13 protein-coding genes are annotated in these 14,428 nt (G+C 57.1%); 3 read left to right on the top strand and 10 right to left on the bottom strand.

Translation table 11 applies throughout. The features are described 5' to 3' along the window. Positions 1-7 precede the first annotated feature (7 nt). The 5 genes from ubiB to udp form a co-directional block, all read right to left on the bottom strand. Complete coding sequence (ubiB, locus tag CDA56_RS02430; protein ID WP_025108392.1) at positions 8-1,648, bottom strand: ubiquinone biosynthesis regulatory protein kinase UbiB; 1,641 nt, start codon at positions 1,646-1,648, stop codon at positions 8-10. Beyond that, positions 1,645-2,250: a ubiquinone biosynthesis protein UbiJ gene (gene ubiJ / locus CDA56_RS02425; protein ID WP_014227479.1), complete on the bottom strand. Its 606-nt coding sequence runs from the start codon at positions 2,248-2,250 to the stop codon at positions 1,645-1,647. Before ubiJ ends, ubiB begins: the two co-directional genes overlap by 4 nt. Positions 2,251-2,263: 13 nt before the next feature. Then, positions 2,264-3,019, bottom strand: coding sequence for a bifunctional demethylmenaquinone methyltransferase/2-methoxy-6-polyprenyl-1,4-benzoquinol methylase UbiE (ubiE, locus tag CDA56_RS02420; protein ID WP_004097585.1), 756 nt, complete (start codon positions 3,017-3,019; stop codon positions 2,264-2,266). Between the two features lie 70 nt (positions 3,020-3,089). Further along, positions 3,090-4,538, bottom strand: a complete 1,449-nt coding sequence (rmuC, locus tag CDA56_RS02415) for a DNA recombination protein RmuC (RefSeq protein ID WP_046878124.1) — start codon at positions 4,536-4,538, stop codon at positions 3,090-3,092. A gap of 138 nt (positions 4,539-4,676) precedes the next feature. Beyond that, positions 4,677-5,438: a uridine phosphorylase gene (gene udp / locus CDA56_RS02410; protein ID WP_004097583.1), complete on the bottom strand. Its 762-nt coding sequence runs from the start codon at positions 5,436-5,438 to the stop codon at positions 4,677-4,679. Between the two features lie 267 nt (positions 5,439-5,705). On the opposite strand from udp, the gene CDA56_RS02405 reads away from it, so the two are divergent. After that, positions 5,706-6,518, top strand: a complete 813-nt coding sequence (locus CDA56_RS02405) for a dienelactone hydrolase family protein (RefSeq protein ID WP_004097582.1) — start codon at positions 5,706-5,708, stop codon at positions 6,516-6,518. 3 nt (positions 6,519-6,521) lie between these two features. Here the strand turns inward: CDA56_RS02405 and CDA56_RS02400 are convergent, their stop codons facing one another. Then, the gene (locus CDA56_RS02400) at positions 6,522-7,211 is read right to left on the bottom strand and encodes a transporter substrate-binding domain-containing protein (RefSeq protein WP_025108394.1); all 690 of its coding nucleotides are present in this window, start codon (positions 7,209-7,211) and stop codon (positions 6,522-6,524) included. 206 nt (positions 7,212-7,417) lie between these two features. Beyond that, positions 7,418-9,679: a 5-methyltetrahydropteroyltriglutamate--homocysteine S-methyltransferase gene (gene metE / locus CDA56_RS02395; protein WP_064375213.1), complete on the bottom strand. Its 2,262-nt coding sequence runs from the start codon at positions 9,677-9,679 to the stop codon at positions 7,418-7,420. A 232-nt stretch (positions 9,680-9,911) separates the two neighbouring features. On the opposite strand from metE, the gene metR reads away from it, so the two are divergent. After that, positions 9,912-10,865, top strand: a complete 954-nt coding sequence (gene metR / locus CDA56_RS02390; RefSeq protein WP_004097578.1) for an HTH-type transcriptional regulator MetR — start codon at positions 9,912-9,914, stop codon at positions 10,863-10,865. Here metR and CDA56_RS02385 read toward each other — a convergent pair. The 3 genes from CDA56_RS02385 to pldB all read right to left on the bottom strand — a co-directional run bounded on the left by CDA56_RS02385 (position 10,753) and on the right by pldB (position 13,577). Next, positions 10,753-11,652, bottom strand: a complete 900-nt coding sequence (locus CDA56_RS02385) for a carboxylate/amino acid/amine transporter (protein WP_032720768.1) — start codon at positions 11,650-11,652, stop codon at positions 10,753-10,755. The genes metR and CDA56_RS02385 overlap by 113 nt on opposite strands. A gap of 88 nt (positions 11,653-11,740) precedes the next feature. Then, a complete protein-coding gene (yigL, locus tag CDA56_RS02380; RefSeq protein ID WP_025108397.1) occupies positions 11,741-12,541 on the bottom strand; it encodes a sugar/pyridoxal phosphate phosphatase YigL in 801 nt (266 codons plus the stop codon). A 43-nt stretch (positions 12,542-12,584) separates the two neighbouring features. After that, on the bottom strand, positions 12,585-13,577 hold the full coding sequence (gene pldB, locus CDA56_RS02375) for a lysophospholipase L2 (RefSeq protein ID WP_004097574.1): 993 nt from the start codon (positions 13,575-13,577) through the stop codon (positions 12,585-12,587). A 109-nt stretch (positions 13,578-13,686) separates the two neighbouring features. On the opposite strand from pldB, the gene rhtB reads away from it, so the two are divergent. After that, complete coding sequence (rhtB, locus tag CDA56_RS02370; protein ID WP_014227472.1) at positions 13,687-14,307, top strand: homoserine/homoserine lactone efflux protein; 621 nt, start codon at positions 13,687-13,689, stop codon at positions 14,305-14,307. The last annotated feature ends 121 nt before the right edge of the window (positions 14,308-14,428 follow it).

The raw sequence follows: 14,428 nt of genomic DNA, 5'->3' as shown, positions 1-14,428 counted from the left end.
GCCGCCGTCAGTTCGTCTTTCGCCAGCCGATAAGCCAGGTTACGACCCCAGCGGCCATCAGCCAGCCTGGCATCATGCCCCACTCGGGACGATGAATGAATAGCAGCGTACCACTCAGTAATAAAACCGCGCCTATACCGAACAAATAGCGGGACTGACCCTGGCGCACGTGCCGCACCTGGATGTCGCGCACGATGGTATCGACGCTATTCTGCAGCTGCTTGCTTTGCTGCAGGCTCTGGTAAACCAGCTCCGGTATTTCCGGCATTCTTTCGATCCAGAACGGCGCTTTTTCTTTAAACGCCCGCACCAGAGCCGGAATGCCCACCTGATCTTTGATCCACGATTCAAGGAACGGTTTCGCCGTTTTCCACAAGTCTAACTGAGGATAGAGCTGGCGACCTACACCTTCTACGTAAAGTAATGTCTTCTGCAGCAGAACCAGCTGCGGCTGCACTTCCATATTGAAACGTCGCGCCGTATTAAACAGGTTCAACAACACGTGGCCAAACGAGATTTCCGCCAGCGGTTTTTCAAAGATAGGCTCGCAGACGGTACGAATAGCAAACTCGAACTCTTCAACGTTGGTATCCGCGGGAACCCAGCCGGAATCAACGTGCAGCTCCGCAACTTTGCGATAATCGCGGTTGAAGAAGGCAATGAAGTTCTCCGCCAGATAGCGCTTATCCTCTTTGTTCAGCGAACCGACAATACCGCAGTCAATACCAATGTACTGCGGATCTTCCGGATGATGACGACTGACAAAAATATTGCCCGGATGCATGTCGGCATGGAAGAAGCTGTCGCGGAAAACCTGCGTAAAGAAGACCTGCACGCCACGCTCGGCCAGCAGCTTCATGTTAGTCCCCTGCGCTTCCAGCGCGGCGACGTCGGACACCGGGATCCCGTAAATCCGCTCCATCACCATCATGCCTTCGCTACAGTAGTCCGAATAAACTTCCGGGACATAAAGCATTGGGCTCTCGTCGAAGTTGCGGCGAAGCTGGATAGCGTTAGCCGATTCACGCAGCAGGTTGAGCTCATCCAGCAGCGTTTTTTCATATTCGCGAACCACTTCCTGCGGGCGAAGGCGACGGCCGTCCGGTAACAGACGCGGCACCCAGCGGGCAAGACGGTAGATAAGCTTCATATCCGCTTTGATAACCGGCACGATATCCGGGCGGATCACCTTAATGACCACCTCTTTACCGTTCTCTTTCAGACGCGCGGTATGCACCTGGGCAATAGAAGCGGAAGCGAGCGGTTCAACAGAGAAGTCATCAAACCAGGCTTCTACCGGCAGGCCGCCCATGGCTTGCTCAATCTGCTTTTTGGCCTGCAGACCGTCAAAGGGCGCGACGCGATCCTGCAGCATGGCCAGCTGATCGGCAATGTGCGGCGGAAACAGGTCGCGACGGGTCGAGAGCATCTGACCAAACTTGATCCACACCGGCCCCAGTTCTTGTAATGCGAGGCGCAGTCGCTCGCCAAGAGGACGATCTTTATGGCGGTTGGGCATCCAGAACAGCATCCGCCGCCAGATTCGCAGCGGCAGCGTGATACGCATTTTGGGAATGAGCTCATCAAGCCCGTAGCTCAAAAAGGTGTGGACGATAAAATACAGGCGCCGTAATTCTCCTGGCGTCATTTGCCCTCCAGCGTGTCCAGCCGTTTTTCCAGCGCGGCCAGGGTTCGTTCTACCGCAGCGGTTTCCTCTGCAAACCAGGCCAGCTCCAGCGGCCCCGGCGCCAGGCGCCACTCTTCGGTAATCGCTTCCGCGACATAGCGCTGCTGGCGTTGAGCGCCATGCAGAAGAAAGCGAGCGCCGCCGCGGAATACTTTACTAAAGCCTTCCGCAACCACATCACCGGTATACGGGGCGAGCAGTTCAGCCGGATCGAACTCTGCCAGATCGCACAGCGTGACGGTATTTTGCACCACCTGCAGGTCGCCCTGCACTTCAAGATCGCCGCTGCGAATCAGCGCGGTAAGCTGCTGGCGATTGCGCAATTGCGGAAGCACGCTAAGGCGGGTACGTACGGTGCAATCAGCCTCACCTTCCCACGCGCCCAGCACGTCCAGCTGACGTTCGCTAAAAACCAGCACCACAGGATCGGAAAGCTCTTGCAGCTCGATGCGCAGCACTTTCCCCAGCAGGCGCTGGCGCGCGGGTTTCAGCGCCCGATCGCGCCAGAGGAAGGTGTTAAGGACCGTCTCAAGACCGGCGGTGACCAGTGGTTTGAAAGGCATAGCGTCCCTCCTGTCAGAACTTATATCCGCGGTGTAGCGCAACGATACCTGCCGTCAGGTTGTAGTAGTCGACGCTTTCAAACCCTGCGTCCTGCATCATGCCTTTCAGCGTGTCCTGATCGGGATGCATTCGAATAGATTCAGCAAGATAACGATAGCTTTCGGCATCTTTAGCAACCAGCTCACCCACGCGCGGCAGGATATGGAAGGAATAGGCATCGTAGGCTTTACTGAGCGGCTCAATAATCGGTTTTGAGAATTCCAGCACCAGCAGGCGGCCGCCCGGCTTTAATACGCGATACATTGAGCGCAGCGCTTTTTCTTTGTCGGTCACGTTACGCAGACCGAAAGAAATCGTAATGCAATCAAAGGTGTTGTCTGCAAAAGGCAGCGCTTCAGCGTTTGCCTGGACGTATTCCACGTTGCCGACAATACCAATGTTACGCAGCTTTTCGCGGCCCATTTTCAGCATAGAGTCGTTGATGTCCGCCAGCATCACGCGGCCGGTTTCACCCACCAGGCGAGAGAATTTCGCCGTCAGATCGCCGGTACCACCAGCCAGATCCAATACGGTTTGCCCGCGGCGGACGCCGCTGCAGTCGATGGTGAAACGCTTCCACAAACGATGAATACCGAACGACATCAGGTCGTTCATTACGTCATATTTTGCGGCCACAGAATGAAATACATGCGCCACCATGTCAGCTTTCTGCTCTTTGGCGACAGTCTGAAAGCCAAAATGCGTCGTTTCTTGTGAATCCTCAACCATCTCAATGCCTGCTTGCTTATCAAGAAAATGTTCGTTGAGTGTAACAGGTTTAGCGCACTTCCCATACGCTTCAACGTGGCCGGGAGCCGCCCCCAAACATGGCAGTAGCCGTAGGATCGGATGAAATATCGTTATCTTCCGGCGGGTTACCCCCCTGCGCAAGGCGGTATTCTTCATCCTGGGCCGTCGCCTGTTCAACTAACTCAGGATTAATCTCACGCTTAACCTCCACGCCCAGCTCACGGAATGATTCCGCCTGTACCAGCAGGTTACCTCGTCCGGAGGCGAGCTTTTTCATCGCCTGGCGGTAGTTATCCTGAGCTTTATCCAGGCCCTGTCCGATGGCGGACATATCATCGACAAACAGGCGCATCTTGTCATACAGCCGCCCCGCTCTTTCGGCAATTTTCTGCGCGTTACGGCTCTGATGCTCATAGCGCCAGAGATTGGCGATAGTCCGCAGCGCCACCAGCAGCGTGGTTGGGCTCACCAGCATGATGTTGTTCTTCAGCGCTTCGCTAATGAGTTCTGGCTGACGATCGATAGCCAGCAGGAAGGCGGGCTCCACCGGGATAAACATCAGAACGTAGTCGAGCGAACGCAGCCCCGGCAGCTGCTGGTAGTCTTTACGCCCCAGCAGGCGCATATGGTTGCGTACCGAAGCGATATGCTCCTGCAGCGCCGCTTCACGGGTGTAATCATCTTCGGCGTTGAAATAGCGCTCATAGGCCACCAGGGTCATCTTGGCATCGATCACCACGTCTTTCCCCTGCGGTAAACGGACAATCACATCGGGCTGCATCCGCGCGCGGTTGTCCGTTTCGATGCTGACCTGGGTCTGATATTCATATCCTTCCCGCAGTCCGGACGCTTCCAGCACGCGGGTCAACACCACCTCGCCCCAGTTGCCCTGGGTTTTGTTATCGCCTTTGAGCGCGCGCGTCAGGTTTAGCGCCTCCTGGGCCATTTGCGCATTCAGCTGCTGAAGATTGCGGATTTCATGGGCCAGAGTATGGCGCTCCCGCGCTTCCTGACCAAAGCTATCCTGCACCTGCCGACGAAAGCCATCCAGCTGTTCGCGAAGCGGCGTCAGCAGGCCGTGCAGGCTCTGGCGATTCTGCTCATCCACCCGCCGGTTGCTGTGCTCAAAAATGCGATTTGCCAGATTCTCAAACTGTTCGCTAAGACGCTGCTCGCTGTTCACCATCTGGCGAATTTTGTCTTCCGCATGCAGCTGAGTGGATTCAAGTCGGGTGGTCACTTCGCGAAGATCGGCTTCCAGCGAGGCGTTGATATCGCGCAGGCTGCGCAGTTCGTTATTGAGCAGTTCACACTCTTCTCGCCAGTGTGACTCCTGCACCAGACGTTGGCGGGCCGCGCTCAGCTCAATATCCAGCTCGCGCCGCTCATCGATAAGATCGGCGCGAATTTGATCGGCGTGCGCTTTGGTCGCCAGCCAGCCGACAATCAGCCCGACGGCCAGCGCCACAACGGCACTAATAATAATTGAGATATCCACAACGCCCCCTGCGGCAACGACTTACGGCACAAAATAGAATTGTGCTGTACAAACGTCCAGTTTGAAAGGGTTTTCCTGCGAGGCGCTACGCAAAAAAGAAGGGCCGGAGAGTCCGACCCCTGGCAGAAGAAAGGGTAACTACAGCAGGCGGCGCGCCGCTTCCACGACAATTTTCACCGCGTGGCTTTCGGTTTGCTTCATGGTTTCCGCGTTCGGAATTTCCTGCTGGGTACGGTTGACGATAACTCCGGCAACCATCCCGGCGCGCAGGCCCTGGCTGGCGCACATCGTCAGCAGCGTGGCGGATTCCATTTCATAGTTCATCACGCCCATCGCCTGCCACTCTTCCATCGAGCCTTTAAAACGGCTAACAACGCGGCCGGAGAAGGTATCGTAACGTTCCTGGCCCGGATAGAAGGTGTCGGAAGAGGCGGTGACACCGATATGGGTGGTCGCGCCGATAGACTTCGCCGCTTCAACCAGCGCGGTAGTACATTCAAAGTCAGCCACCGCCGGGAACTCCATTGGCGCAAAGTGCAGGCTTGCGCCGTCCAGACGGACGGACGCGGTCGTCACCAGAACGTCGCCGACATTAATATGCGGCTGAATGGCGCCGGTGGTGCCGATGCGCAGGAAGGTACGGATGCCCAGCTGGGCCAGCTCTTCCACGGCGATAGAGGTCGATGGGCCGCCGATACCGGTAGAGCAGACAATCACTGCTTTACCATCCAGCTCAGCGCGCCAGGTGGTGAATTCACGGTGAGATGCCAGCTTAACCGGCTTATCCATCAGCGCGGCGATCTTTTCCACACGCTCCGGATCGCCAGGGACGATAGCCAGCGTAGCCCCTTGTAAATCGTTTTTGGTGAGGCCGAGATGAAAAACATCAGACTTGGACATAAAAAACTCCTCTGTGGGTCGAATTATCAGCAGAAGCAAAACGGTACTTTACAGAAGCTGTCGGCTCAATTTTGTGACCACAATCACCATGAATGAAATTCATTGCAATAACTTTCCATAAAATAGTGATATACATCACATTAACAAGCTAAATCGCAGAAGCCTGAACAAAAGATAGCCTGTTTCGGGCACTGTGTTTGATTAACGTCCTGTCCAGAGCAGCTATAGTTATTGATGCGCTAATAAATTGAGGGTACGGAGAATACCATGACGACAATTAAGCAAACCGGCTTTGCACCTGCAGCCACGCCGCACGCCTCAACTGCCGTTCACACATCAGATGAGAACATCGTCTCCGGGGAGACATCCATCCCTTCACAGGGAGATAACATGCCGGCGTTCCATGCTCGCCCGCGCGGCGTCGACGGTCCGCTGCCGGTCGTTATCGTGGTCCAGGAAATTTTCGGCGTGCATGAACATATCCGCGATATCTGCCGCCGTCTGGCAAAGGAGGGGTATCTGGCTATCGCACCGGAGCTCTACTTCCGCCAGGGCGATCCTAATGATTACAGCGACATCCCTTCTCTGTTCCAGGGACTGGTCAAAAAGGTGCCGGATTCTCAGGTGCTGGCCGACCTCGATCACGTGGCCAGTTGGGCCTACCGCCACGGCGGCGATGCCCATCGCTTGCTGATTACCGGCTTCTGCTGGGGCGGGCGTATTACCTGGCTGTACGCTGCGCATAATCCGCAGTTAAAAGCCGCCGTCGCCTGGTACGGCAAGCTGGTCGGCGAGAAAACGCTGAATTCGCCGAAGCATCCGGTCGATATTGCCGTCGATCTTAACGCGCCGGTGTTAGGGCTTTATGGCGCGAAAGATGACAGCATCCCGCAGGACACGGTGGAAACGATGCGTCAGGCGCTGCGGGCGGCCAACGCCACGGCGGAAATCGTGGTTTACCCGCACGCCGACCACGCTTTTAATGCCGACTATCGCGCCAGCTATCATGAAGAGTCGGCAAAAGACGGCTGGCAGCGGATGCTGGCCTGGTTTGCGCAGTATGGCGGTAAGCGCGGTTAACGATCAGCTATTGCCGATATGGCGGCTCACCATCCCGGCAATAGTACCGTCCGCTATCCAGGAAGAGAGGCGGCGGCAAATAAATTCATAGTGCTGCGTCGCATTGCGCGGTACGCATATCGCCTGGTGTATCTGGCTAAAGCTGTCGGGCAGAACGCGAAACTGCGGATTCTCCTGCGCGGCTTTCTCCAGAGGCTGGCGAATACCGGCCACCCAATCGCCTTCGCCGTTGATAAACGCCTGAATAGCCTCCTGTGAGGTGGCGTACTGGCGCATCGTCGCATGCTGCAGCGTGCGAATCAGATACAGCTCGTAGGCCGCGCCTTTGCCCACGTTAATTACCACGCCTGCGCGGTCCATCTCCTGAACCGATTGAATCTGGCTCTCTTTTTTCACCATCAGCGAGCTTTCGATAGTGACGTAGGATGGCGTAAAGCGAAGCTTATCTTCCCGCGCCGGGTCGATAGCCAGAAAGGCGATATCCCATTGATCCTGCAGCGCCGCGTCAACTACCTGCCCGGCCGTCGGCCAGGTCACAAACCGCGCTTCGCGCTGGCTCTCTGCAGCCAGTTTCTTTGCCAGCTCGACGGTAATCCCCCCCGGAGACCCATCCGGCAGCAGTGTCGTAAGCACCGGATTACCCAGATTAATGGCAAAACGCAAATACCCTTTTTGATCGTGGTGTTCAATCATCTTTCACCTCAGGAGAGTTATCACAGCTTCGGTTCAGGGAACGCTTAACTGTAGTCAAAGACATCCGTCCTGAGCAACAGCCGGGAGCGGGTGGACGTTGTCCAGACGCTGCCGCCTCACGCCGAACAGTTCTTCACATTCGGTTTTGCCAGCGAAGAGAAGAAACCAAAAAAGGAGGCCGGGGCCTCCCACAAGTGTGATTTATATTACGCCTGGCGCAGGTTTTGCGCGGCCTTGACCATGTTGGCCAGCGCGGCGCGCGTTTCCGTCCAGCCGCGGGTTTTCAGGCCGCAGTCCGGGTTCACCCACAGGCGCTCTGCCGGGATACGCTGCGCGGCTTTTTCCAGCAGCGCTTCAATCCACTCCACGCTCGGCACGTTCGGGGAGTGAATGTCGTACACGCCCGGCCCGATTTCATTCGGGTAGTCGAACGCTTCGAACGACTCCAGCAGCTCCATATCAGAGCGCGAGGTTTCGATGGTAATCACGTCCGCATCCAGCGCGGCGATGGAATCCATGATGTCGTTGAACTCGCAATAGCACATATGGGTGTGGATCTGCGTGTCGTCTTTCGCCACCGCGGCATTGATACGGAAAGCTTCCACCCCCCATGCCAGATACGCATCCCAGTCGCTACGCTTCAGCGGCAGGCCTTCCCGCAGGGCCGGTTCGTCGATCTGGATGATACCGATACCGGCGGCTTCCAGATCCGCCACTTCATCGCGCAGCGCGAGGGCTATCTGTTTCGCAATCGTTTCACGGCTGACGTCCTCACGCGGGAAGGACCAGCAAAGAATGGTCACCGGGCCGGTCAGCATGCCTTTTACCGGTTTGTCGGTCAGGGACTGAGCGTATTTTGCCCACTCGACGGTGATCGCCTCCGGGCGGCTGATGTCGCCGATGACCACCGGCGGTTTGACGCAGCGGGAGCCGTAGCTCTGTACCCAGCCGTTCTGCGTGAAAATAAAGCCGTCCAGGTGTTCGCCGAAGTATTCCACCATATCGTTACGCTCGGCTTCACCGTGTACCAGCACGTCCAGCCCCAGTCGCTCCTGCTCAACGATCGCCTGCTTAATGTGTTCGGCGATGCCGGTGCGGTAGCGGTTAGCATCGAGATTGCCCTTTTTGAAGTCCAGACGCAGGCCGCGGATCTCGGTGGTCTGGGGGAAGGAGCCGATGGTGGTGGTTGGCCAGGCCGGCAGCTTAAAGCGGGCGCGCTGCGCTTCGGCGCGAACTTCGTAGACGCTTTGACGCTGGCTGTCCTGAGCGGTAATGGCCGCCAGACGCTTCTCTACCGCAGCGTTGTGCACGCGGGTTGACTGGCGACGTGCCTGGATCGGCGCGCTCCAGTCAGCAATCGCCGCGGTGTCGCCGCTGTTCAGCGCATCGCGCAGCAGCGCCAGCTCCCGGCATTTTTGCAGGGCGAAGGCAAACCAGCTCTTCACTTCGGCATCGAGCCGCGTTTCCACGTTCAGATCGATCGGGCTGTGCAGCAGGGAGCAGGAAGAGGCTACCCACAGTTCACGTTTGCCGACGATATCTTTAACCTGCGCGTACTTCTCGCTCAGATCGGCGCGCCAGACGTTGCGGCCGTTGATCAGCCCCGCGGAGAGCAGCCAGTCGGCAGGCAGGCGCTTATGCAGTTCGGCGACATCGTCCTGGCCGTGGACCAGATCCACATGCAGGCCCTGTACCGGCAGTGCGGTAATGGTGTCGAGGTTATCGGTAATGCCTTCAAAGTAGGTAGTCAGCAGCAGCTTAAGCTGACCGCTAAGGGCCGCGTAAGCCGGTTTGAAGGCATCCAACCACGCCTGCGGCAGCTCGAGCACCAGCGCCGGTTCATCAATCTGCACCCACTCAACGCCGCGTTTTGCCAGTTCAGTCAGCACCTGCTGGTAAACAGGCAGAATATCGTTCAGCAGGCTCAGGCGGTCGAACGGCTCGCCTTTCACCTTACCGAGCCACAGGTAGGTGACCGGCCCCAGCAGAACAGGCTTCACCTTGTGGCCCAGCGCCAGCGCTTCGTCCACCTCATCCAGCAGCTGGGTCCAGCTCAGTTTGAACCGCTGGCCCTTCACAAATTCCGGCACCATGTAGTGGTAGTTAGTGTTAAACCATTTGGTCATTTCCGCCGCCGCGGCCGGTTCGCCGGTCGGCGCGCGGCCGCGGCCTATGCGAAAAAGGGTATCGATATCAACGGAGCCGTCTTTGTTCTGATGACGAGCCGGCACGTTGCCAAGCCACAGGCTGGTGGTCAGAACATGGTCGTACCAGGCGAAATCGCCCACCGGTAGCAGGTCAATGCCCGCCTGCTTCTGCTGTTCCCAGTGGCGAGCGCGCAGTTCGCGGCCAACGGCCAGCAATTCTTCGCGGCTGGTATTGCCCGCCCAGTAGCTTTCTTGCGCTTTCTTCAGCTCGCGGCGCAGGCCAATGCGAGGGAAACCGAGGGTGTGGTTAATAATTGTCATTTTTTGAGCCTCATAATTGCAATCCGAAAGATTTCGGATTTAGGGAAGGCGGCAAACTTGCTCATCCCCAGGAGCTTACTGAAGTAAGTGACTGGGGTGAGGAAGTGCAGCCAACGCTGCCATAAATTCGAAAGATAAAGGATTTAGCCGTCCAGATGTTTACACATCCATAATTGGCAGTTACTGTATATTCCTCAAGCGCAAATTATTCATGCCGAAGTGAAGGACTTTCATGATCGAAATTAAACACCTGAAAACGCTCCAGGCGTTGCGGAATAGCGGCTCTCTGGCAGGCGCGGCGGCGGCCCTGCACCAGACCCAATCCGCCTTGTCCCACCAGTTCAGCGATCTGGAACAGCGCCTCGGCTTCCGTCTGTTTGTACGTAAAAGTCAGCCGCTGCGCTTTACGCCGCAGGGAGAGATCCTGCTGCAGCTGGCCAATCAGGTCCTGCCGCAAATCAGCCGCGCCCTGCAGGATTGCAATGAGCCGCAGCAAACCCGGCTGCGTATCGCCATCGAATGCCATAGCTGTATTCAGTGGCTCACGCCGGCGCTGGAGAGTTTCCGCGCCCGCTGGCCGCATGTGGAGGTGGACTTTCAGTCCGGGGTGATCTTCGACCCGCAGCCGGGCCTGCAGCAGGGCGAGCTGGATCTGGTGATGACCTCCGATATCCTGCCGCGCAGCGGACTGCACTATTCGCCAATGTTTGATTTCGAAGTACGCCTGGTGATGGCGCCGGATCATCCGCTGGCGACAAAGGCGCGCATCGCGCCCGAGGATTTAGCGACCGAAATGCTGCTGATTTATCCGGTCCAGCGCGCACGTCTGGATATCTGGCGTCACTTCCTGCAGCCTGCCGGGATTAGCCCGCAGCTGAAGAGCGTCGACAATACGCTGCTGTTAATTCAGATGGTGGCGGCGCGAATGGGCATCGCCGCCCTGCCGCACTGGGTCGTGGAAAGCTTTGAGCGCCAGGGCCTGGTGGTGACCAAAACCCTGGGCGAGGGACTGTGGAGCCGACTGTACGCCGCGGTGCGCGACGGCGAGCAGCGCCAGCCGGTTACCGAGGCGTTTATTCGCTCAGCGCGGAACCACGCTTGCGATCATTTACCGTTTGTGCGGAGTGCGGAGCGACCCAGCGTCGATGGACCCATAGCGAGGCCAGGATCACCAGAGCGCCAATAATAAAGCTCGGCCAGCGGGGCTGCGTCTGCCAGATGGCCAGGTTCACCAGCAGCCCGGCAGGCACGTGCATATTGTTCATGATGCCGAGCGTACCGGCATCCACCTGGGTGGCGCCGTAGTTCCACATAAAGTAACCAATCCCGGATGCCGCCACGCCAAGAAAGGCCAGGATGCCCCACTCTAGCGAAGTTTCCGGCATTTTCTGCGCGTTACCCAGCATCGACCAGGCAACCGCCGCCACCAGAAACGCCCCGATGTAGAACCAGGCGAAGGCATTATGCTGCGGCATCGGACGCGTTTCCATCAGGCGCTTGTATCCCACCATGCCAATCGCGAAGCTGATGTTGGAGAGTTGAACCAGGATCAAACCGGTCCAGAAATGGTTGGTCACCTGGTCATAACGGATGATGCCCGCGCCGATTACCGCCAGCAGCGCGCTGCAGGCGTAGCCCCAGCGCAGGCGACGGCGGCTCATCACATCGTAAATCAGCGTGATATAGAGCGGCGTCAGGACGGTAAACAGCAGAAGCTCCGATACCGTCAGGTACAGATAGGCCTGGAAACTCAGCATATACATAATGCCGAGCTGCATCGCCCCCACCAGCATATACAGGCCGATGGTTGACAGGCTCTGCCCGCGGGTGCGCAGGAAGGGCAAAAACACCAGCGCCGCCAGGCCAACGCGCGCCAGCACCGCAAAATAGCTGTCGACGTGGCCTGCCAGGTATTCGCCATACAGGCTAAAGGAAAAGGCCCACAGAATGGTGGTGATAATCAGTAGCGCCACAATGAATGTCTCATAGAGTAAAGAACACGCATTGTAGCGGAGTGATAGGTTGACGACTGCTCATTAATTAAACAATCGTCAATCTTTTTTAGTCAAGATAGAGTTTACGCAGGTAGTGGGGAACGGCGTCATCGACGTTGCTGCCGATCACTTCCAGCTCAGGATGCAGGTCTTTCAGCCGCTGGTGCGCGTTGGCCATAATGCAGCCCTTGCCCGCCATTGACAGCATTTCCGCATCGTTCATACCGTCGCCGAAGGCGATACACTCTTTCAGGCTATAGCCGAGCATTTTCGCCACGGCCTCCAGCGCATGCCCTTTCGACACGCCGCCCGCCATCACTTCGAGGCAGGTAACGGTAGAGAAGCTCACGTTCACCCGATCGCCCCAGCGGGCGTTGATCGCCTGCTCCAGCGGCAGCAGATGCTCATGCTTATCGCAGGTGAAAAAGACTTTGCTGATCCCTTCAGGATCCAGCTCGCCCGGCTCGTACAGCTTGTAGTTAAACACCGCCTCTTTGAAGAAGCGCATCTCTTCCGGACGATGGCGATTCATATACCACTCATCTTCACGATAGACGTTGGTCACAATCGCCGGATCGTTACGCATCATTTCGAACAGGTCGGCGGCGATATCGCGGTCAAGGTTGTGGGCGAAGATCTGCTTCCCTTCGCTATCGTGTACGCGAGCGCCGTTCGAGGTGATCATATAGGATTTAATGCCGAGATTATCGCGAATTTGCCCAACATCGATGTAGTGGCGGCCGGTCGCGAACACGAAGTTGATACCGCGTGCGGTAAGCAGCTTCAGCGTCTCTTTGGCGTAAGGAGTTAAGCAGTGATCGGGAGAAAGCAGCGTGCCATCTAAATCAGACGCAACAACCTGGTACATAAAAATTTTAACCTCTAAGCAGGGCGACGAGCGTTTCGCCGGATTAAGTGTGTCGACCAAAAAAATCGACGATAGCGTTTAGCGCGACCGAGCGCATTGCGTCCTTTTCAAAAAGGATCTCATGGTATGCCCCTTCTATGACAAACGGCTTATCCCCTTCACAGGGATGACCGCCAGCGGCGCGAAGTTCACAGTAGCGATCGTGCATACGGTTATCGACCACCCGCTCTTCTTCCGCCTGGAGCAATAATGTTGGCGTGACGTCTTTCTCCGCACCGGCCAGCACCTCTTCGCCGGCGAGGATCCCCTCGCGCACCCAGTGGAACGTCGGCCCGCCGACCCGCAGCTGCGGCTCATCGGCGTAAAAGCGCAGGTTGCGGCGATAGCGTTGACGGCTGTGCGTCAGTACGTTAACCGCAAAGGGCAGCGCCCGCCAGCGGCCGGTACCGAGGGCATACTCTTCACGAATGCGCTGATGGCCCTCAGCCCAATCGAGAATATGGCGCACCATCCAGTCAGGCAGGCGCATAACGATGCCGAACATCGGCGCACAGAGCGCCATCGCGTCGCAATGCTGGTGGTAGCGCTGCAAAAATAGCGTCGCAATGGCGCCGCCCATGGAGTGGGCCAGTATAAACCGTTTCCGCCAGCGTCCGGGCGCCACCTGCTGCTGCCAGAACGCGGCGAGATCGTCGACGTAATCGCTGAAATTAACGACGTGCCCGCGGTGGGTATCTGAAAGCATGCGTCCGGAGCGCCCCTGGCCGCGATGATCGATAATCATCACGTCAAAACCGCTGCGGAAAAGATCGTAAGCCAGTTCGGCGTACTTAACGTAGCTTTCAATGCGACCCGGACAAATAACCACGACCCGGTCATGACTTTTGGCGCAGAAGCGAACAAAGCGCACCGGAACGTTATCCACGCCCGTAAATTCAGCCTCTTCCCGCTGACGCCAGAAATCGGTCAGTGGCCCCATGGTAAAGGCCGCAAACGCGTTTTCTCGTGTTTCCCAGTCCTTTTGCTGCAAAAACATCGGGCTTACACCCCTGATAACCGCTGAAAATCGTTTTTTTATCGTGCATCACACAATGCTTACACAATAGCGTATTGTGGCATAAAAACAGACAATCAGGGAGTTTCTCATGACGTTCGAGTGGTGGTTTGCCTATCTGCTGACATCTCTTATTCTCAGCCTGTCGCCGGGATCCGGGGCGATAAATACCATGACCACCTCAATCAACCACGGTTATCGCGGCGCGGCGGCTTCTATTGCCGGGCTACAGACCGGGCTCGGCATTCATATCGTGCTGGTGGGCGTTGGCCTGGGTACGCTTTTTTCCCGTTCGCTGTTGGCCTTTGAAATCCTGAAATGGGCGGGCGCCGCTTATCTTATCTGGCTCGGCATTCAGCAGTGGCGAGCCGCGGGTTCTCTCGATCTGAATACCCTTGCGCAAGCGCAGAGCCGCGGCAAACTCTTTAAGCGCGCGGTGTTCGTCAACCTGACCAACCCAAAAAGCATCGTGTTCCTCGCCGCGCTCTTCCCGCAGTTTATCGTACCGCACCAGCCCCAGGTGATGCAGTACCTCGTGCTCGGCGTCACCACCATCGTGGTCGATATTATCGTGATGATTGGCTACGCCACGCTGGCGCAGCGCATCGCCGCGTGGATCAAGGGGCCGAAACAGATGAAGGCGCTAAACAAGGTTTTTGGATCGCTGTTTATGCTGGTCGGCGCCCTGCTGGCCTCCGCGCGCCACGCGTGATGGATGGAAGCACGCTCGCAAATTATCGTTAGCTTTGCGGGTATAGCGACATCCTCAGCCGAGCAGGCGGGCAAAGAACAAAGATAATTTTTTTGCCCGCTGTTGAACTCGCAGCGCCAGT

The organism is Klebsiella michiganensis, from assembly GCF_002925905.1.
GTDB classification, from domain to species: domain Bacteria; phylum Pseudomonadota; class Gammaproteobacteria; order Enterobacterales; family Enterobacteriaceae; genus Klebsiella; species Klebsiella michiganensis.
This window is presented reverse-complemented; position numbering and strand designations above follow the sequence as displayed.

Bases quoted from the DNA above. Each gene is read 5' to 3' on its own strand.
- ubiJ (WP_014227479.1), bottom strand. From the start codon at position 2,250: ATGCCTTTCAAACCACTGGTCACCGCCGGTCTTGAGACGGTCCTTAAC.
- ubiE (WP_004097585.1), bottom strand. From the start codon at position 3,019: ATGGTTGAGGATTCACAAGAAACGACGCATTTTGGCTTTCAGACTGTC.
- CDA56_RS02405 (WP_004097582.1), top strand. From the start codon at position 5,706: ATGACGACAATTAAGCAAACCGGCTTTGCACCTGCAGCCACGCCGCAC.
- CDA56_RS02400 (WP_025108394.1), bottom strand. From the start codon at position 7,211: ATGATTGAACACCACGATCAAAAAGGGTATTTGCGTTTTGCCATTAAT.
- ubiB (WP_025108392.1), bottom strand. From the start codon at position 1,648: ATGACGCCAGGAGAATTACGGCGCCTGTATTTTATCGTCCACACCTTT.
- metR (WP_004097578.1), top strand. From the start codon at position 9,912: ATGATCGAAATTAAACACCTGAAAACGCTCCAGGCGTTGCGGAATAGC.
- udp (WP_004097583.1), bottom strand. From the start codon at position 5,438: ATGTCCAAGTCTGATGTTTTTCATCTCGGCCTCACCAAAAACGATTTA.
- metE (WP_064375213.1), bottom strand. From the start codon at position 9,679: ATGACAATTATTAACCACACCCTCGGTTTCCCTCGCATTGGCCTGCGC.
- pldB (WP_004097574.1), bottom strand. From the start codon at position 13,577: ATGTTTTTGCAGCAAAAGGACTGGGAAACACGAGAAAACGCGTTTGCG.
- yigL (WP_025108397.1), bottom strand. From the start codon at position 12,541: ATGTACCAGGTTGTTGCGTCTGATTTAGATGGCACGCTGCTTTCTCCC.
- rhtB (WP_014227472.1), top strand. From the start codon at position 13,687: ATGACGTTCGAGTGGTGGTTTGCCTATCTGCTGACATCTCTTATTCTC.